This window comes from Pseudomonas sp. KH_017 (assembly GCF_057840285.1).
The window spans coordinates 2,650,683-2,668,973 of sequence record NZ_CM174509.1; the positions used below are offsets into that span (position 1 = coordinate 2,650,683).

Annotated in this window: 12 protein-coding genes; 6 read left to right on the top strand and 6 right to left on the bottom strand. The window is 61.3% G+C overall.

The genetic code is table 11. From position 1 onward, the window contains the following. Positions 1–35: 35 nt before the first annotated feature. From AC3IT6_RS12095 to AC3IT6_RS12115, 5 genes are all read right to left on the bottom strand, one after another. The gene (locus tag AC3IT6_RS12095; RefSeq protein WP_489355753.1) at positions 36–3,134 is read right to left on the bottom strand and encodes an efflux RND transporter permease subunit; all 3,099 of its coding nucleotides are present in this window, start codon (positions 3,132–3,134) and stop codon (positions 36–38) included. Next, entirely contained in the window at positions 3,131–4,243 is a 1,113-nt protein-coding gene (locus tag AC3IT6_RS12100) for an efflux RND transporter periplasmic adaptor subunit (RefSeq protein WP_489355755.1), read from the bottom strand. The genes AC3IT6_RS12095 and AC3IT6_RS12100 overlap by 4 nt, the downstream gene beginning before the upstream one ends. 30 nt (positions 4,244–4,273) lie before the next feature. Further along, positions 4,274–5,791 (bottom strand): efflux transporter outer membrane subunit, encoded by a 1,518-nt coding sequence (locus AC3IT6_RS12105; RefSeq protein WP_489356537.1) that lies wholly within the window; start codon positions 5,789–5,791, stop codon positions 4,274–4,276. A 117-nt stretch (positions 5,792–5,908) separates the two neighbouring features. Continuing rightward, the gene (locus AC3IT6_RS12110) at positions 5,909–6,124 is read right to left on the bottom strand and encodes a hypothetical protein (RefSeq protein WP_489355757.1); all 216 of its coding nucleotides are present in this window, start codon (positions 6,122–6,124) and stop codon (positions 5,909–5,911) included. 254 nt (positions 6,125–6,378) lie between these two features. Further along, on the bottom strand, positions 6,379–9,276 hold the full coding sequence (locus AC3IT6_RS12115) for an AAA family ATPase (RefSeq protein ID WP_489355759.1): 2,898 nt from the start codon (positions 9,274–9,276) through the stop codon (positions 6,379–6,381). A 276-nt stretch (positions 9,277–9,552) separates the two neighbouring features. Here AC3IT6_RS12115 and mhpA point away from each other — a divergent pair, with 276 nt between their 5' ends. Together mhpA and AC3IT6_RS12125 are read left to right on the top strand one after the other, a co-directional pair. Next, positions 9,553–11,211 carry a bifunctional 3-(3-hydroxy-phenyl)propionate/3-hydroxycinnamic acid hydroxylase MhpA gene (mhpA, locus tag AC3IT6_RS12120; protein ID WP_489355761.1) on the top strand — a complete coding sequence of 553 codons (1,659 nt, stop codon included), beginning with the start codon at positions 9,553–9,555 and terminating at the stop codon, positions 11,209–11,211. A 2-nt stretch (positions 11,212–11,213) separates the two neighbouring features. Beyond that, a complete protein-coding gene (locus tag AC3IT6_RS12125) occupies positions 11,214–11,858 on the top strand; it encodes a TetR/AcrR family transcriptional regulator (RefSeq protein ID WP_489355763.1) in 645 nt (214 codons plus the stop codon). A 12-nt stretch (positions 11,859–11,870) separates the two neighbouring features. Here the strand turns inward: AC3IT6_RS12125 and AC3IT6_RS12130 are convergent, their stop codons facing one another. Then, a complete protein-coding gene (locus tag AC3IT6_RS12130; protein ID WP_489356539.1) occupies positions 11,871–13,106 on the bottom strand; it encodes an NADH:flavin oxidoreductase/NADH oxidase family protein in 1,236 nt (411 codons plus the stop codon). Between the two features lie 284 nt (positions 13,107–13,390). Between AC3IT6_RS12130 and AC3IT6_RS12135 the strand changes: the two genes are divergently transcribed. From AC3IT6_RS12135 to AC3IT6_RS12150, 4 genes are all read left to right on the top strand, one after another. Next, positions 13,391–14,005 (top strand): TetR/AcrR family transcriptional regulator, encoded by a 615-nt coding sequence (locus AC3IT6_RS12135; RefSeq protein ID WP_489355765.1) that lies wholly within the window; start codon positions 13,391–13,393, stop codon positions 14,003–14,005. An 87-nt stretch (positions 14,006–14,092) separates the two neighbouring features. Further along, a complete protein-coding gene (locus tag AC3IT6_RS12140; RefSeq protein WP_489355767.1) occupies positions 14,093–15,184 on the top strand; it encodes a VOC family protein in 1,092 nt (363 codons plus the stop codon). 175 nt (positions 15,185–15,359) lie between these two features. Further along, the gene (locus AC3IT6_RS12145) at positions 15,360–16,316 is read left to right on the top strand and encodes a fumarylacetoacetate hydrolase family protein (protein ID WP_489355769.1); all 957 of its coding nucleotides are present in this window, start codon (positions 15,360–15,362) and stop codon (positions 16,314–16,316) included. After that, positions 16,316–18,217: an acyl-CoA synthetase gene (locus tag AC3IT6_RS12150; RefSeq protein WP_489355771.1), complete on the top strand. Its 1,902-nt coding sequence runs from the start codon at positions 16,316–16,318 to the stop codon at positions 18,215–18,217. The genes AC3IT6_RS12145 and AC3IT6_RS12150 overlap by 1 nt, the downstream gene beginning before the upstream one ends. The last annotated feature ends 74 nt before the right edge of the window (positions 18,218–18,291 follow it).

The following is an 18,291-nucleotide window of genomic DNA, read 5'->3' on the forward strand; positions in this document are numbered from 1 at the left end:
ATAGCGGTGAGGTCGGGAGCACAGTGCTACGGCACTCATCCCTCAGAAGCGAGCGCGGAGTCCCCCATCAGCTGTTGGGTGCCAGCGGCCGTCTGGCGACCCACCTTGAACCACGCGGCGTACAACGCCGGGACGAAGAAAATCGTCAGCAGCGTCGCCACGGTCAGGCCGCCCTTGATCGCTATTGCCATCGGCCCCCAGAACACACTGCGCGTTAGCGGGATCATGGCGAGGACGGTAGCCAGCGCCGTCAGCATCACCGGACGAGCCCGGTGAATGGCAGCATCCAGCACAGCATTCCACGGGTCGCGCCCTTCGGCGATCTCGATCTGTACTTGATCGATCAGGATCACTGCGTTGCGCATGATCATGCCACCCAGTGCGATGATGCCCAGGATCGCGACGAAACCCAGTGGCGACTGGAACACCAAAAGCGCCGGCACCACGCCGATCAGGCCCAGCGGCGCGGTCAGCACTACCATCCACATGCGGGAGAAGTTCTGCAGTTGCAGCATGAGTAACAGCAGGATGGTGATTAACATCAACGGGGCCACCGCGAGCAGCGCCTTGTTCGCCTTGTCACTTTCCTCCACCGCACCGCCCACGTCGATGCGGTAACCCGACGGTAGCTTCGCTTCGATATCCTTGAGCAACGGCTGGATTTCCTGCGTCACCGATACACCTTGCTCGCCATCCTTCACATCGGCACGCACCGTGATCGCCATGTCGCGGTTGCGGCGCCACAGTACCGGCTCTTCCAGTTCTGAGCGCACCTGTGCGACTTGCGACAGCGGCACCACCGTACCCTGGCGTGTGTAAAGGTTGATGTCTTTGAGTGTGTCGAGGTTCAAGCGTTCCTCTGGCACGGCACGGGCCACGATGTCGATCAGGTCCTCGCGCTCACGCAGTTGCGACAGGGTTGCGCCGTTCATCACGGTCTGGGTCGCCAGCGACACGTCGGCCGGTGCGAGGCCAAGCGCGCTCGCCTTGTCCTGATCAAGCTCCACTTTCAGCGTGCGCACCGGGTCGTTCCAGTCGAGCTGGAGGTCGCGCACCTTCGGGTTGGCCCCAACCACCTTCTCCACGTCGCGGGCAATCTGGCGTACCACCTGAGTATCGGGGCCTACGACGCGGAACTGCACCGGGTAGCCGACAGGCGGCCCCAACTCGAGGCGGGTCACGCGCACCCACGCCTGTGGGAATTGTTGGTCAGCCGAGGCCACCAGCCGCGCACGTACCCGCTCGCGTGCATCCAGGTCCTTGGTCATCACAACGAACTGGGCGAATCCCGGATTCGGCAGCTCGGGGTTGAGCGAGAGATAGAAGCGTGGTGCGCCGGCGCCGGTGTAGGCAGTATAGAAACGCACGTCCTCGTCCTTCGCCAGGATCTCCTCCATGTGCTTGACCTGCTCGGTCGTCGCGGCGAACGAAGCGCCTTCCTTGACGCGCAGGTCAATGACCAGTTCAGGACGCGAACTGTTGGGGAAGAATTGCTGTGGCACTAGCTTGATACAGGCCAGAGCAAGCACCAGCGCGCCAAACGTTGCACCGATGACCACCCAGCGGCGCTCGATGGCGGCGTCGATCAGGCGGCGCAGGCTGCGGTAGAATTTCGTGTCGTACGGATCACCATGCTGGTGCTTGCCCAAGTCGTTGGGCAGCATCTTGACCGCCAGGTACGGCGTGAAGATGCCGGAGCAGATCCACGAGAACAGCACCGCGGCGCCGACGATCCAGAAGATGCCGCCCGCGTACTCGCCGGTGGTGGATTTCGAGAGGCCGATCGGCAGGAAGCCCACGACGGTGATCAGCGCGCCGGTCAGGCGCGGCATGGCAGTAGACTGATAGGAGAAGGCGGCTGCCTTTACGCGGTCCATGCCGGTTTCCATCTTCGCCACCATCATCTCGATGGCGATGATGGCGTCATCCACCAGCAGTCCCAACGCGATAATCAGCGAGCCGAGCGAGATGCGCTCGAGGTTCCAGCCCATCGCCAGCATCACCAGCGCCACACCGCCCAGCACCAGCGGTACCGTGGTCGCGACCACGAGGCCGGCGCGCCAACCCAGGCTGGCCAGGCTCACCGCGATCACGATGATCAGCGCCTCGGCCAGCGCGCGCGCGAAGTCGTGAATGGCGTCCTTCACCGTGGTGGGTTGGTCGGCCACGAGCTCCAACTCCACGCCGTGCGCAAGTTCCGACTGGATCTTGGCGACTGCCGTGTCCATCGCCTTGCCAAGGTCCACGATGTTGCCGTCGCTGGTCATCGTGATGCCGAGCATCAGTACTGGCTGGCCGTTGTGGCGCACCGTGTAGGTCGGCGGATCCTCGAAACCGCGCGTGACGGTGGCGATGTCGCCGAGCTTGATCAGCCGGCCGCCTGCGGCGATGGGTACGTTGCGTATAGCCTCTTCGCTGGCGAACTGGCCGCTTACGCGCACCATGACGCGGTCACCGCGGGTGTCGATCTGGCCTGCGGGCAACATCGCGTTCTGGCTCTTGAGGCTTTCGGCGATGGCCAGCGGTGTAATGCCCAGCGCTGCCAGGCGCTCGTGCGAGAACTCGACGTAGACACGCTTGGCCTGCTTGCCGATGACATCGATCTTCTTGACCATCGGCACCTTCAGCATCTGGCGCTTGATGTCCTCGGCCGCGTCCGACAGGTCGGCGTGGCCGACGCCGTCGCCCTTGATGGCGTACATCAGGCCGTACACGTCGCCGTACTCGTCGTTCAGGATCGGGCCAATCACGCCGTCAGGCATCTCGAGGCTCAGGTCGTTGAGTTTCTTGCGCGCCTGGTACCAGGCCTCGCGCTGGTCAGCCTTGGAGGTTCCGCCGCGCACGGTGAGCGTCATGCCTGCGTAGCCTTGCCGCGCGTAGGTGACCACTTTTTCGAAGTTGTCGATCTGCTCGAATTTCTTCTCCATGCGGTTGAGGACCTGGTCCTGCAACTGCTGGGCGGTGGCGCCCGGCCAGATGACCATGGCGGTCATGGAGGGCACGGAAAAGTTCGGATCCTCGAGTTGACCGAGCCTGGTGAAACTGAAGGCACCGGCCACCGCGACAATGAGGAGCATGAACAGGACGATGGCGCGATGGCGCAGCGCCCAATCGGTAAGGTTGAAGTTGTTCATCGGGCGGCCTGCTGCGTGATGTTCGCGTCAATGATCTCTGGACCGGGGAGCGCGACCTTCAGGCCGGACGCCATCTTCTGCACCCCGGCGGTGACGACCAAAACGCCGGCCTGCGGCCCGGAGACGAGCACCTCGTCATTGCGGTAGCCCCACACCGCCACACGCTCCAGTTCGACGATGCCTACCGGATTCTTGCCCACAGGCGTGACGACCCACAGCGCCGGCTGGCCGCCGCTCTGCGTCAATGCAGTGGCTGGCACTGCCGCCACAGAGACACTTGTCATGACTCGCTCGGCCATCACCGTGGCGGTGGCGCCCAGCGGCAGCGCCTGGACCGGCTTGAGCCGCGCGCGATAGGTGCGCGTCTGCGCCGCAGCCTGCGGCGATAGCTCGCGGAGCGTGACATCGAAGACCTCGTTCGGCGCACTGGCCAGCGAGGCCTTGAACTGCGCGTCCTTGAAGACGGCTAGCTGATCCTCGGGCACGTCGATGACGATCTCGGATTCATCCGGGTTCGCGATCGAGACAACCGGTTGCCCCTCCGGTACGACCTGTCCGGCCTCAAAACGCACCGCCGTAACGACGCCGCTACGCGAGGCGCGCAGCATGGTGTACTTGAGCCGGTTACGCGCGAGTTCGAGCTTTCGCGCCTCGGCCTCGGCGGTTGCATGCGCGGTTTGGGCATTGGTTTGCGCGCGCTCGGCGTCGGCCGCACTGACCGAGCCGTCAGCCTTCAGGTCGGTCAAGCGCTGGCGGTCCGAGTCGGCCTGACGCGTCTGCTCGACGGCAACCGTCCACTGTTGTCGCGACGCTTGCTCGGCGAGGCGGTAGTCGCTGTCATCCAGCACAGCCAGTATGTCGCCTTCGCGCACGAACTGGCCTACCTCGACCTTGCGCTGGGCGACCTTGCCGCCCACGCGGAAGGCTTGGTCGACTTCATGTCGCGATTGTACGGTACCCACGTAGCGACTGATGTCGCGGGCATTGTCGTAGCTGATTTCAACGGTGCGTACCGGTCGTGGGGCCTGCACGGACGGCTGATCCGGGCTGCACGCGCAAAGCATGGCGGCGACGGCCAAAACGCCGGCCGTAGTAAGGGAATGTTTCAAGACGGTTCCTCTTTGGAAAACGACAGATTCTCAGGAAAGTGGTGGCCGGTCGGCTTCGGCGGATGCGGTTGGGTTGGAGGGTTGTTCGAACACCTGCCAGCCCCCGCCCAGTGCCTTGTAGAGCTGCACGCTGTCGAGCAGCAGTCGGGTGTTGCTTTCGTTGGAGTTCAAGCGTGCCGCCAGGCGCGCTCGCTGCGAATCCAGCAGTGGCAACAGGTCAATCTGCCCGCGGTTATAGAGTGACTGGGCGCGGTTCTGCGCAGCCTCGGAGGACGCGGCGGCCAATTGCAGCGACCCGGACCGGCGGCGTTCCTGCGCAAGCGTGACGAGGGCGTTTTCCACATCCTCGAGCGCCCGTACGATGCCGTCTTCGGCGCGCAGCAGCGCCTCTTGTTGAGCACTTTCGGCCGCTTCGTTGATCGCTTGCGTGCGCCCGGCGTTGAAGAGCGGCATCGCCAGCAGGCCCGCGACGTTGGTGAAGCGCGCAGCGCCGAGATCGGCACCGTTCAGGTTGAGACCCTGGCGGCCAAAGGAAGCGCCGAGAAAGAGCTGTGGGAACCACTCAGCTTTCGCTTGCTGGCGACGAGCATTGGCGGCGTCGAGTTGTGCCATCAGCGCCAGTACGTCAGGTCGGCGTTGCAGCAACTCGGCGGGCTGGCCGGGCTTGGCCTCGGGCACGTCGATCAAATCACCGCTTGAAGGCTGGATGTTTGTGGTGTTGAAAGACTGGTCTGCGGTCAGTACTGCGATACGGTGACGTGCCACCGCCACTTGGGTTTCCAGCGGCGGAATCTGCGCCCGCGCCGACAAGGCGTCGGTCTGCGCGCGTTCGACGTCGAAAGCGGATGCGAGCCCGACCTGTTGACGTGCGGTGACCAGACGCAGCGTCTCGTCCTGCATCGCTGAGATTGCGCGAAGCGTCGCGACCTGGCGCTGCGCACCGACCAGTGTGAAGTAGTTGCTGACCACGTCGCTCATCACCAGCAGGCGCACTCCACGCATGCTGTGTTCCGCGGCCAGCGCATCGGCGTCAGCCGCCGCTGCGCCGGCGCGCAGACGGCCGCTCAGGTCGAGTTCCCACGAGACGTCCAGACCCACACTGGTGGTCTTGGTATCCGGATAGCCCTGTTTCGTGGCCAAGTTGTAGCCGCTACGGCGGTCACTGCCGGAGACGGATGCGCCGACACTCGGGAGCAGCCAGGACAGGCTGACGGTTTCGCCGGCACGCGCGGCACGCAGGCGCTCGGCGGCAATCTTGACGTCGCGGTTCTCGCGGGCTGCCCGGTGCACCAAATCCGTCAGCACCGGGTCGTGGTAGACCTCCCACCACGCCGCCTCGGGTTCCATCTCGGAGGCCGTGCTCGCGGCGAAGTTGCTCGGCAGGTCGACCGACGGCTTGACGACCGGCGTGGAGCAACCGGCCAGGGCGAGTGCGATCGAAGTGGCAAGGGCGGCCGCAACGGCGAGCCCGGCCGGGCGCTCGGCCCGTTTCAAGGTTGTCCGAGCGGTGAGGAGGGGCAGTGGAAAGGAAACTGGAAGTCGCGGCATCGCATTGGACTCGTGTGGATTCGAGATGGCATCAGCGTAAGGCCCGGGGTGCGCGAAGTCGTCAGCGAAGGGTCGCCGTTCGGTCGTCATATCGAGCGCTCGTTGGTGGTGGAGGCGTCACTCGCCGACGGCATCGGCCGTGTGCTCGCCGGCTGCCAACGCGAGGTCCGAGGCAATCGACTCCAGCAGCTCTTCGGCTGACGAAAACTCGCGCTGTCGTCCGGTGACCAGGTTTTCGAGGCGGCCCACCAGGGCCCCCGGCGCGACGTCGCTACGCAGCTTCACTACGTACGAGCGGCGGCTCGGGTATTTGGATTCAGGGTTCAGGATCATCGCAGGCCAGGGGGCAGGAAAGTTCGACGACAGCGTAAGCGGTTCCCTGGGGCGAGTCGTAAGCGAAAGGTCAGACTTCGGTCGGGACAGTGCCGCTCCCACAGGTTCAGCGGCTGTACGCAACATCTGCGAACTAACCAAATCACTGTAGGAGCGAGCTTGCTCGCGATAGCGGCCGGGCAGTCACTTCATCGGTGGCTGGCATGCCGTCATCGCGAGCAGGCTCGCTCCCACAAGTTTGCGGCCTTAACTCATCAAGCCGACTTTGCGCCCTGAATCAGCGAGCGCGCACGTTTCGCCAGCTCGGTTCCGTCAGTTTCGGGTGACTGGTCAACCAGCGTGGCCAATGCCTGTTGGTCCTCGACCGTAGCGTCAGGGTGCTCGCACAGTTCGACCAGCGCTTGCAGCTCCAGCCACGGTGCTTCCTGGGCTCGAGCTTCTTCAACCGCGCGCCGCACCGCAGCGATGCCGGCGTCGGGCTGACCCTGTGCTCGCGAGATCGCTGCCTCCAGCAGCAATAGCTGTGGCAGGTATACGCGCTCGCCCAGCTCCTCGCCCACCCGAAATGCTTCCAGCAGCTCGACTTGCGCTGCGGTGCAATCACCGGCGAGCAGCAGCGCCTCGGTGGCGTAGCCGAGCACCTCGCTGGCACCGGAGCGCATTCCAAGCCCGGTGTGTTCTTCATAGGCCTCACGGATGCGACGGTAGCCGTCGCGCGGTGCACCGTTGCGCGCGTCGGCCCAGCCGCGCCACCAGCGACAAGCCGTTCGCCCCAGTGCGAGCGAATACTCATCGACCAACTTCTGCATGTCGTCAGCCAGCGCGGCTACACGCAGATGGTTCCCCAGCCGAACCTCGATCAGCACCTCCTGCCAGGCGGCGACCAGCCACGTCATAGGTTGGCGAAGTGCATGCGCGCGGGTCCGCGCCCGCTGCATATGAGTTCGGCCTTGCTCAACCAGGCCAGAACGCACGAGTTCTATGGCCAACATACCGTGCAGCATGACTTGAGGATCGACCGCAAAGACCTCATTCGTCCCGATGTCCAGCGGCTCGGCGATCGCGAGGGCGCGCTCTAGCCAACTGCGGGTTGTCTGTGTGCGACCCTGGAGATGGTGCACCTCGCCCTGCACGATGCACGCCACCAGCATGAGCACTGGATCGTTCGCCTCGCACGAGAGGGCTTCGGCGCGTTCCGCCACCTCCAGCGCCAGCGCATAGTCGCCGCGCAGACCGAGCAGATAGCCGAATCCGTGCAACAGGCGACCGCGCATTGGATGCTCGGGTACATTCGTTAGCCGCGTGTACGCGCGCTCGAACGCGTTCCTGGCTTCGCTGCCGACACCGAACGTGTGGAAAGCCGACACCCCCTGCAGTGTGGCCAAGGTAATTTCGAGTGCATCGCGCTCCATCCCTTCTGGTGCCTGCCGCAGCAGGACCAATGCGCGCTCAGTGAGGCCGATGCACAAGGCCGGGCTGAAGTGCAGCAGCGCGGCTTCTGCGGCCTCGGCGTAATAGCGCAGCGCGATCATCGGCTGCCGAGCCCGGTCGAAGTGCGTCGCCAGCTCCGAGGCAGCAACCGGCACGCCGGCCATGCGCTCACGTTCGAGGGCAGTGCCAACCTGGCGATGGAGGTGGGTGCGCAATGAGCGCGACGTGCGGTCGTACAGTACCTGGCGGAAGAGGGCATGCCGAAACGAGTAGGGTTGCTCCACCGTCTCCTCAGGTTCGACGGCCCGCGACCGCGTGAGCCACACCTGCTCGCGCACCAGTTCCTCGCAGGTGTGGGCCACAGAAGCGAGGTCGCGTTCGAGGGCCAGCGAAACCGTCTCAACCCGGAATTCGACTCCGCATACCGCTGCCGCCGAGAGCAACGCATGCTGCTCCGGCCCGAGCCTGGTGATGTAGTGATCAATGATGGCCGCGAGGTTCTCGGGAACCGCCATCCCCGCCAGCCGGGCCTCGATGGTGGCGTCGTCGTCCGTGGTGTCCATCACTTCGCTGATGACTGACGACACGAACAGCGGCACACCGTCGGTGCGCTCGTGCAGGGCACGCACGAAGGCTTCATCGCGGGCCAGAGAGGCCGAACGCAGCGCAACAAAGTCAGCGACCTCGGTTTCCGAGAATGGATCGAGCACCACTTCCTCGCACAGACGTTGCAGGCGCAGTTCGTGGCGCAACGAGTTGAGCGGATGATCGAGCGCCACCACCTCGGCGACGCGGAAGCTCGCCAGCCACATAAGCCGAGTGCGGCTGCGTCGCCGCGCCACATAGTCGATGAGCTGGACCGTCGCCCGATCGCTCCAGTGCAGGTCTTCGGTTATCAGCAACAGCGGCCGCTGCTCGGTGTAGCGGTCCAGCAGTTCACCCATTTCCCGCAACATGCGATCCGGACCGATGCCGGCAAGCTCGCGCCGCAACGCGTCTCGCTCTTGCGCGGTGCTCAGCCACGGCAGTTGCAGCAACCAGGTCGGCGCCACGGCGCGCATCAGCGTCGGCAGGGCAGGGTCGCTGCGGCACAGATCGGCCAACGCCTCCAACACCGGCAGGTACGGCTCGCCGGTGCCGTAGTGCTCCACGCAATGGCCGCGTGCGCAGGCAATGCCGCCAAGGCTGGCGAGGAAATGCTCGATTAACGTGGTCTTGCCAATCCCCGGTTCTCCGGCAAGCCAGAGCACTGCACGTTGCCCGCCGTCAGCCCGTTCCCATGCCCGCTGCAGTCTTGAGAGCTTGTCGATGCGACCAATGAACGGCGGTGATGGATGCACGCCGACCGACGGCACCGTCGCGGATTCAGGCGGCATCGAAGGTGCAGGGGAGGGCGTGGCGATGAAGCGATAGCCGCGCCGCGACACAGTCTCAATGAAGCGGGGCTGCCTGGAGTCGTCGCCCAGCACCTTGCGCAGATCGCTGATGGCCGTCTTCAGCACTGAATCGCTGACGAACCGATGCCCCCATACGGCATCAAGCAAGGCATCCTTGGTCACCAGCGATCCAGGTTGGCGTGCAAGTGCGCACAGCAGGGTGAAGGGCGTTGGCGCCAACGGCACGGCTTCTCCGTTACGTAACAAGCACGCGTTGGCCTCGTCGAGCTCGAAATCGACGAAACAGAGCTGGACCGGGTTCGGATGGGGCTGCGGACGCGCCACGTTGGATTCCTGAAGACTAAAACATGGGTGTGCCCTCGTGAGGCGTGGCACGTGGTCACTCCAATAACAACGCTGATCGACTCAGAAGCCAAGCCTCACCGGTCGGAAACTGGCCCTCGGCATAGCTCACATGGCCTCATCACGGTACGGTAATGATCCCGGAAAATTAATGACAAAAATATCAATATTGAAATATTCCTCAATTTTACTTACCTTCACCTTGCCTGACGATGAGATCTCCACGTCTCACGACTTCAATCACAACAAGGGCTCGAGATGAACAACAACAAGAAAGGTACCGAACTGCCTCCCACCGCCGTCGATGTGCTGGTCGTCGGTTACGGTCCGGTAGGTGCGACAATCGCGGCGCTGCTCGGCCGCTATGGGGTAAAGACACTGGTATTGGACAAGACCCATGAGGTCCTGCTAATGCCGCGCGCCATTGCTCTGGATAACGAGGCGCTTCGCATCCTGCAACTCGCCGGATTGTCGGAAGACGCTTTCGAGAAGATCGCTATCCCTGAAGTGAGGATGCACTCCCCGGTCCTTGGGCAATTCGGTCGGGCCAATACCGCGGGATGCATCGACGGCCATCCCAAACTGGTGACTTTCTATCAACCCGACCTCGAACACGCGATGCGCAGCCAGGTTTCCCGGCTGAAGACAGTGACCAGCCTGGGAGGATTCGAGCTCGAGAACCTGGTCGAGGAATCAGACTGTGTCGTCGCCACCGTACGGGGCGATGATGGCCAGACGTATCCCGTTCGCGCCCAATACCTGGTAGGTGTGGATGGCGCAAGCTCCAGGGTCAGGGCACTGATTGGCCAGGAATTCGAAGGACAGACCTATGGTGAGGATTGGCTGATTGTCGACGCCAGGAACCGGCATAAGTCAGCCATCGATCACGTTGAGTTTATCTGTGATCCACGGCGTCCAACGCCGCACATGCCCGCTCCCGGCGGAAGGGAGCGTTGGGAGTTCATGCTACACCCGGGCGAATCCCGGGAAGAGCTGGAAAGTCCCGAAAGCATAGCCCGACTGATCGCGCCATGGATCAATCCGCAAGAGCTGGAAATCGAGCGAAAGGCGGTGTATCGGTTCCATGCGCGCTGCTGCAACAGGTTCAGCAAGGGACGCATCTTTCTCGCGGGAGATGCAGCCCACATCACCCCCCCATTTGTCGGGCAGGGTCTCGTAGCGGGACTGCGCGATGCAGCCAATCTTGCCTGGAAACTGGCCTGGGTCCTTCGCGGCCAAGCCGCGCCTTCAATACTCGAAACCTATGACGTAGAGCGTCGCCCCCATGCCCAGGCGATGATCAATCTGGCGAAACTCATGGGCCGCCTGGTGATGCCGAGAAACAAGGTCGCAGCGTTCTTCATCCACGGCCTGATGCGCACGCTGGCGTTGACTCCCGCTACCAGAAAGTACTTCGAGCAGTTGGACATCAAGCCAAAGAACATCTTCAAACAGGGGTTGTTCGTGCAGCATCGTCGTGGCGACAAGCTGGTTCGTGGCAGTCTGTTTCCCCAAGCCTGGGTTCGCAACATGCAACAGCAGATCCAACTGAGCGACGATGCTCTTGGAGACAACCTGACCCTGGTTGGATTCGGTGTTGACCCGTTGTCACTGCTGACCGCTGCTCAGGTCGTTTCCTGGGACAAAATGGGAGGCCACTTTCTGCAGATCGGACCCTGCGGCCAGCGCTCCGGTGGCGGTTGCGACTTCATCGAAGACCTGAACCATGGCATCCTGCCGCTGGCTGCCAAAGGCACGCTGGTTGCGGTTCGCCCCGACCGTATCATCATGCACCACGCCCCAGGCGTAGAGGCAGGCAGTCTCGTTCGAGACTGTATGGGCCTGTTGGCTAGCGCCGACGCCACAACCGATAGCGTTTCCCTTACCATAAACGAGCCCCCTCGATTAAGAGCCTGAAGATGCCTTCCCCCACTTTTCCTTCAGAAGCAACTGAACAAGAGCCCCTCACTCGGGGCCACAAGAAGCGTGAACGCACCCGTCGCGGCCTGGTGGATGCGGCATTGCGTCTTGTCGCACGTAAGGAGGTGGGGGAGATTGCACTGCTCGATGTCGCCTCGGAGGCCGCGGTATCCAACGGCACCATCTACAACTATTTTCGAACGCGCGACGAAGTACTCGAGGCGGTTGGCATCGCCATGGCGAGTGAGTTCTCCGATGCCATTTCCGCCCTGAGTTCGGGCGTGCACTGCGGTGCGCAGCGGCTATCGATTGGTGTGCGCATGTTCATATGCCGGGCCGCGTACGACCATCAATGGGCCAACGCACTGCTGCGCATCATCCATTCCGATCAGGCCATGCGCTCGCGCCTGGCTGCTCATGTGCTGGGCGATCTGCGTGAAGGTTTGCGTGCGGGGACTCTCGCTTACGAGGACGAAGGGATTGCCCTGGACATGGTCGTATCGTGCACAACCGGAGCCATGCGCTCGGTTGTCGAAGGGCGTGTAGTGGCGGAACATGACCAGCGGGTCGCCGAGATGATTCTCAAGGCTCTGGGCGTAACACCTGCCAGAGCCAGGAGAATCGCCGGTAAGCCGTTACCCTAGTTCATCGGCCGGCTAAACCCGGCCAATCCATTGCCGATAGTTCTTCGCCTGGCGACGAGACTTCAGCTGATTGCCGATCAATGCCATGAGTGGCGACGTCCTGGGTTTTGTCCGTTTCCCTTGACTCAGCAAGCCGAGCTGCTTCTTGATCACCGACGCCACTGCAAGCGATGCCAGCGCCTTGTTCTTCCAGCGGACGACGATGGGCTCCACTTCGGTGTCCTGACCTGCCATCCACTGGCTAGGCAGGGTCGGCTCGATTGCCAACGCGGTGGCAAGCCCCACCATCGACACCGAACCGCTCACCACTCGCTGCGCCACCTCCTTTCTACGCACGCCGCCGGTGACCATCAGCGGCATGCGCGCTAGGTCTCCTATTTTCTCCGCGAACTCTAGAAAATACGCTTCTCGAGCCAAGCGGCTGCCATCGCGGGTCTGCCCCTGCATTGCCGGGCTTTCGTAGCTGCCACCCGACAACTCGACCAGGTCGACCGCCTTGGCGTTAAGCATTTCCACTACGCGAGCCGCATCCTCGGCATCGAAACCGCCGCGCTGAAAGTCGGCGGAATTGAGCTTCACAGCAACGCAAAATATAGGTGCTACTCGCTGACGTATTGCATCGATGGTTCGCAGGAGAATTTGCGCACGATTTTCCAGGCTGCCACCCCAGCAGTCGTTACGCTGGTTGGTCAAGGGCGAAAGGAATTGGCTGAACAGGTAGCCATGCGCTGCATGAATCTCCACGCCGGTGAATCCGGCACGTTCTGCCAGCACTGCAGCCTGGGCATAGCGCTCAATCAGTTCCTCGATCTCCTGCTCATTCAAGGCCCTGGGCGGCACAAAAGCTTTTGAGAGGCCGGGGATATCGACCGCAACGGCGGAGGGGCCTCTTGCCGGTTGCCCCATTGAAGCCAATAGCTGCCGTCCAGGATGATTGATTTGCATCCAGGCCTGAGCTCCGCGACAGCGGCAAGCATCGGCCCACAGCCTGAATTTGCCCAGGTTGCGATCGTCCTCAAGCACCACGCCGGCGGGTCCGGTCAAAGCGTGGCGATCAACCATGACGTTGCCAGTGATGATCAGGCCGGCCCCACCCTCCGCCCAGCGCCGATAGAGCTTGACCAGTGCTTCCCCAGGAGCGTGATCCTCATCGGCAAGGTTCTCCTCCATGGCAGCCTTGGCGATTCGGTTTGGAATCACCGTGCCGTTAGGTAATCGAAGCGGTTTGAAGAGCTTTGAGCCGGTCATGTTCTGTCCTTCAGCTAATGAAAAGTCGGCCAGGCTTCCATCGATGGGCAGGGCTTGATGCTTGCCGATAAGGCGAGCCTGAGATACGACATAATTGAACACGCGTGTTCAATTATGTCAATGTGTAGGACTTTTACTGGTCGGGAGACATCGATCAAAGCATCCGAAATATTGGGCTTTAGGCGGGATTTCAGGCAGAAAAACCTACACACTCAAAAATACTGTTGACTGATAATGAACACGAGTGTTCAATTGATCCATGAGGTAATCCTGGAGAGAGAACCGTGGAATCCCTGAATCCAACACAGCGCCGCATTCATCAAGCTGCCTTTCGCCTGTTCGCCGAGAGAGGCACCTCCCAAGTGAACATCCTTGACCTCGCGCAAGAGGCAGGCGTGGCGCGCGGAACGGTCTATAGCAACATCGACAGCATGGAAAGCCTGTTCGAGGTGGTCGCCAGTCATCTCGCGAGGGAGATGCATGAGCGCGTCAACAAGAGCTTCAATTCCCTCTCCGATCCGGCTCAGCGCCTTGCCAATGGTATTCGGTTCTTCATTCGTCGAGCGCACGAAGACTCACAGTGGGGAGCGTTCATCCATAAATTCGCCATGAGCAATTCTTCGTTACGCGAAATGTTCAGCAGCCAAGCGACTACGGATCTTCTGAGCGGGCTTTCCAATGGGCGCTACACGTTTGCGCAGGAGCAATTGCTCTCAGTACTGACGTTGATATCGAGCAGCGTCCTGGGCTCGATTTTTCTGGTTCTGGAAGGGCACAGAACGTGGCGCGAATCGGGATCTGACACAGCGGAACTAGTGCTGCGGGCATTGGGTGTGCCTCTCGAGGAGGCTAGAGCGCTGGCAACCAAAGAGTTGCCGGCACTTCCTCCTCTCGACTGAGCGCTGTAACCGACTCAACAAAAAACACCCCTGGAATTTTCAGGGGTTCGGGGATCGCTTTGCCCTGAAAACTGGAAAACAAGAACAATGAATAACAAAAATGAAATGCCCCGGTTGGCAACACAACAACCTGTCCGGCATCCGCAACCGACGGTTAAAGCCCAAGGCCTGACTCACCTGATCTTTCAACGGCCAGACTTGAATGAGGCGGCGCATTTCCTGACAGACTTCGGCCTGACAGTCAGTCATCAGAGCGCCGAAACGCTCTATCTGCGCGGCACTGAACCGGCTCCCTATTGTTACCGTGTCCAGCGTGCAGAAAATGCATGCTTTGTCGGGTTCGGGCTGGCAGTGCAATCGCTCAAGGATCTGGAAAAGCTGACGCAAATTCCAGGTGCGTCATCGATCGAGACATCGACACATCCTGGCGGCGGGCATTACCTCAGACTGACCGATCCTTCAGGGTTTACCGTCGAAGCAGTTTGTGGCCAGACTCCAGGTAAAACCCTGGCACACAGAGCCCCACTTCCTTGGAATCTGGCGCAAGAGCAATCGCGAATCAACGCCACGCAGCGCCCACCGATTGCACCGCCTGAAGTAATCAAACTTGGTCACATCGTAATTGAGGTGGCTGACTACCAAGCGACCTGTGCCTGGTATACCCAGCATTTCGGGTTTATTCCCAGCGATGTGCAGGTACTGCCCGACGGCACCCCCATAGTCGCCTTCATGCGCCTTGATCTTGGTGAAACGCCCGCGGATCACCATACGCTCGCGATCGCGCAGGGGTTCATGGCGACTTACAGCCATAGCGCCTATGAAGTTGTCGATGCAGACGCGGTGGGCATGGGGCAACGGGTCCTGCGAGAGCGGGGTTGGGAGCACTCATGGGGAATCGGTCGGCACATCCTGGGCAGTCAGATCTTCGATTACTGGCAAGACCCTTGGGGTGATAAGCACGAGCACTACTGCGATGGGGATATTTTTACGGCCAGGCAGCCTACGGGCATACATCCCGTGAGTCCCGAGGCAATGGCGCAGTGGGGGCAGCGCATGCCCAAGAGTTTCACAAAACCCAGGATGAGCTTGATCAGTCTGCGAGCACTGATCCGTAACCTGCGAAGCAGCCCGGACTTAACCATTCGCAAGTTGATAACGCTTATGCGGATGTTCGGGTAGAGCTGCCGTCATGTCGGGCAAATCTACTCGGTATGGCCGGCGAGACGTGCTCAAAGCCGGCGCTTTGATCGCCGGCGGTTCGTTGATCTACAGCATCGCCAGCCCACCCACAGAACAACACCTCAGTTCTCGTGCCACCGAGCTCGGGACAAACGCCGCTCCAGGAGTGCCTTCAATGTCTGCTGTACACGTAGTCCGTTTTGAATTCGAGAACGGTATCCATTGGGGCGTGCTACGCCAAGGCCGTATCACGGTTGTCCCAGGTACTTTCGAAACCACCGGTGACTTCATTCGCCAGAACAGTATCGACGACCTCGCTCAACTGAAAGGCCCTGAGCTGGAGGAGGGCGAAGTAAAGCTGCTGTCGCCAGTGACCCGTAACCAGCAGTTCCTCTGCCAGGGCGCCAACTATCGTCAGCACATGATCGAGTCGGGCATGGACCCGGATGCGAAGAAATTCAACATGATCTTCACCAAGGCGACGAGTTGCCTGGTAGCGGCTGACAGCGACCTGATCAAGCCGCGCACCGTGCGCTTTCTCGACTACGAAATTGAACTGGGGCTTGTGATGAAACGCGCGATCGCCGGCGCTGTTTCTATCACCGACGCCAATCTGCATGAGTTCATTGCAGGCATCGTCATTGTCAATGACTACTCGGCGCGTGACATTCAGATTCCCCAGATGCAGTTCTACAAGGGCAAGAGCTTCCGCACTTTCGGTCCGGTCGGTCCGTACCTCTGCCTTCTGGATGCCACGAGCATTCATTACCTGAAAGAGCTGCAGCTGCGCCTGACGGTCAACGACCAGGTGCGACAGAACGACAGCACGGCCAACCTGGTTTACGGTCCGGCTGAAACCCTTACCGAACTCTCCTCAGTGCAGGATCTCGCCGCTGGCGACCTGATCGCTACCGGCACTCCCGCGGGCTGTGCGCTAACGATCCCTTCACCTGCGAAACAGCGCATTGCGGCCCTGATGCCAGAAGCCACCAAGTGGAAGCTTTTCCTCAAGGCGCAGGAGAGCCGGCCGCAGTATCTCAAGCACGGTGACGTGGTCGAGGCGCGCATTCGCAGCGCCGATGGTGTGGTCGACCTCGGTGTGCAACGCAACCGAGTCGTGGGGGAAGCCTGATGGTTGTGCAGACCCTGGACGACATCGAACGTCTCGAACGAGTCCCCTTGTCGGAGCGTGGCCTGGCTTGCAGCACCTATGACGCGCTGCGACAAGCTGCCGAGCGCACCCCCCAGTCACCGGCGCTAAGCTTCTTCGCCGATGCCGTCGATTTCAAGCGCACCTATGAGTGGAACTACTCCCAGCTCTTCGCGGATATCACCCGCGCGGCAAATGCCTTCCATGACCTGGGCATAAAACCGGGTGAGGTGCTGGCCTTCATCCTGCCCAACCTGCCGGAAACCCATTTCACTATATGGGGCGGGGAGGCGGCGGGCATCGTCATGGCGATCAATCCTCTGCTCGAGGCCAGGCAGATGGCTGGCTTGCTGAATGCCGCGAAGGTATCCGTGGTGGTAACGCTTGCACCGACTGCGGGCAGTGATCTGTGGCCCAAACTGGCTTCGCAGCTGGATCAGCTACCCACGGTCAGGTCTGTCGTTTGGGTCAGCATGGAGCCCTATGTCGCCGAACCTGCGCGTGGGGCTCTAAAGGCCATGGCACTGAAGGAGCGAGACTTACACAGGGGTATCGCGATCCACGATTGGCAATCGCTGATGAATGCTCAGCCGCACACACACCTGAAAAGCGGTCGACAAATCCACCAGGATGACTGCTCCTCCTACATCTGTACTGGCGGCACCACCGGGCTCCCCAAGATCGCCGCGCGTACCCATGGTTCGGAAGTATTCAATGCATGGGCTGTGTCCGCTCATTTGCAGCCACGCAGTGGTGGTCAGGTTATCTTTTGTGGCCTGCCGCTATTTCATGTCAACGGCCAACTGGTTACTGGACTGATGCCTTGGACTCAAGGCGACCATGTGATCCTCGGGACGCCTCAGGGGTATCGCGGCGAGGGGGTGATCCCACGATTCTGGGAGATGGTCGAGCACTTCGGTATCAACCTCTTCTCCGGCGTGCCAACTGTCTATGCAGCACTTCTGCAAAATGAATGGCAGGGCCGCGACCTGTCCAGTCTTCGCTTTGCAATGTGTGGCGCCGCACCCATGCCGGCTGAGCTTTCCCGAGAGTTCGAGCGCCGGACCGGGGTAAAGATCCTTGAAGGTTACGGTCTTACTGAGGGCGCCTGCGTCTCCTCAATCAATCCACCCCATGGCGAGCGCCGTATCGGCTCCATCGGGATACGGATCGCCTACCAGAATATGCGCGCGGTCTTGCTCGATGACTCTGGAGAGTACCTGCGCGACGCTGATGTGGATGAGACCGGCCTCATCACGATCAGTGGTCCGAATCTCTTCGAAGGCTATCTGGAGGAGCGTCATAACCAGGGCCTCTGGATCGATATCGACGGCCAGCGCTGGCTGAATACGGGCGATTTGGGTCGCCAGGATGCACAGGGTTACTTCTGGCTGACCGGACGCAAGAAAGAGTTGATCATCCGCGGCGGCCACAATATCGATCCCAAGCAGATCGAGGAGGCACTGCAGGCGCATCCCGCCGTCGCCCTGGCCGCTGCGATCGGCAGCCCCGACGCCTATTCGGGCGAGGTGCCGGTCGCCTACGTTCAACTGCGCCCCGGGCACACCTGCAACGCTGAAGAACTTGAGTCGTTCGCTCAACTCAACATCAGCGAGCGGGCTGCAGTTCCCAAACGCATTGAAATCCTCGAAACGTTGCCACTGACTGCCGTGGGCAAGATATTCAAGCCTGCCTTGCAGCAGCGCGAGATTGCCAGGGTAGTCCAGCAGGAAGTGGAGCGCCTGTGTCTGCAGGAGATTGCGGTAGACGTGGTGCAGGATGGTCGTCGTGGGCTAGTCGCATGCATACGGGCCGGGGCCGATGAGGAAAACCTGGCCCGCCTTCTGGGTCGCTACAGCTTTCAAGTGGAATGGCTCAAATGAGCCCGAATTTGCCACCGTAAGCCTGGCAAACATGCTTTGGTGCTGTTCCGCCAAGGCTTTACACAACTTCGGTC

What these genes read in the sequence shown, in the direction of transcription:
- AC3IT6_RS12095 (WP_489355753.1), bottom strand. Translation starts at nt 3,134, where the DNA reads ATGAACAACTTCAACCTTACCGATTGGGCGCTGCGCCATCGCGCCATC.
- AC3IT6_RS12105 (WP_489356537.1), bottom strand. Translation starts at nt 5,791, where the DNA reads ATGCCGCGACTTCCAGTTTCCTTTCCACTGCCCCTCCTCACCGCTCGG.
- AC3IT6_RS12110 (WP_489355757.1), bottom strand. Translation starts at nt 6,124, where the DNA reads ATGATCCTGAACCCTGAATCCAAATACCCGAGCCGCCGCTCGTACGTA.
- mhpA (WP_489355761.1), top strand. Translation starts at nt 9,553, where the DNA reads ATGAACAACAACAAGAAAGGTACCGAACTGCCTCCCACCGCCGTCGAT.
- AC3IT6_RS12125 (WP_489355763.1), top strand. Translation starts at nt 11,214, where the DNA reads ATGCCTTCCCCCACTTTTCCTTCAGAAGCAACTGAACAAGAGCCCCTC.
- AC3IT6_RS12130 (WP_489356539.1), bottom strand. Translation starts at nt 13,106, where the DNA reads ATGACCGGCTCAAAGCTCTTCAAACCGCTTCGATTACCTAACGGCACG.
- AC3IT6_RS12140 (WP_489355767.1), top strand. Translation starts at nt 14,093, where the DNA reads ATGAATAACAAAAATGAAATGCCCCGGTTGGCAACACAACAACCTGTC.
- AC3IT6_RS12145 (WP_489355769.1), top strand. Translation starts at nt 15,360, where the DNA reads ATGTCTGCTGTACACGTAGTCCGTTTTGAATTCGAGAACGGTATCCAT.
- AC3IT6_RS12150 (WP_489355771.1), top strand. Translation starts at nt 16,316, where the DNA reads ATGGTTGTGCAGACCCTGGACGACATCGAACGTCTCGAACGAGTCCCC.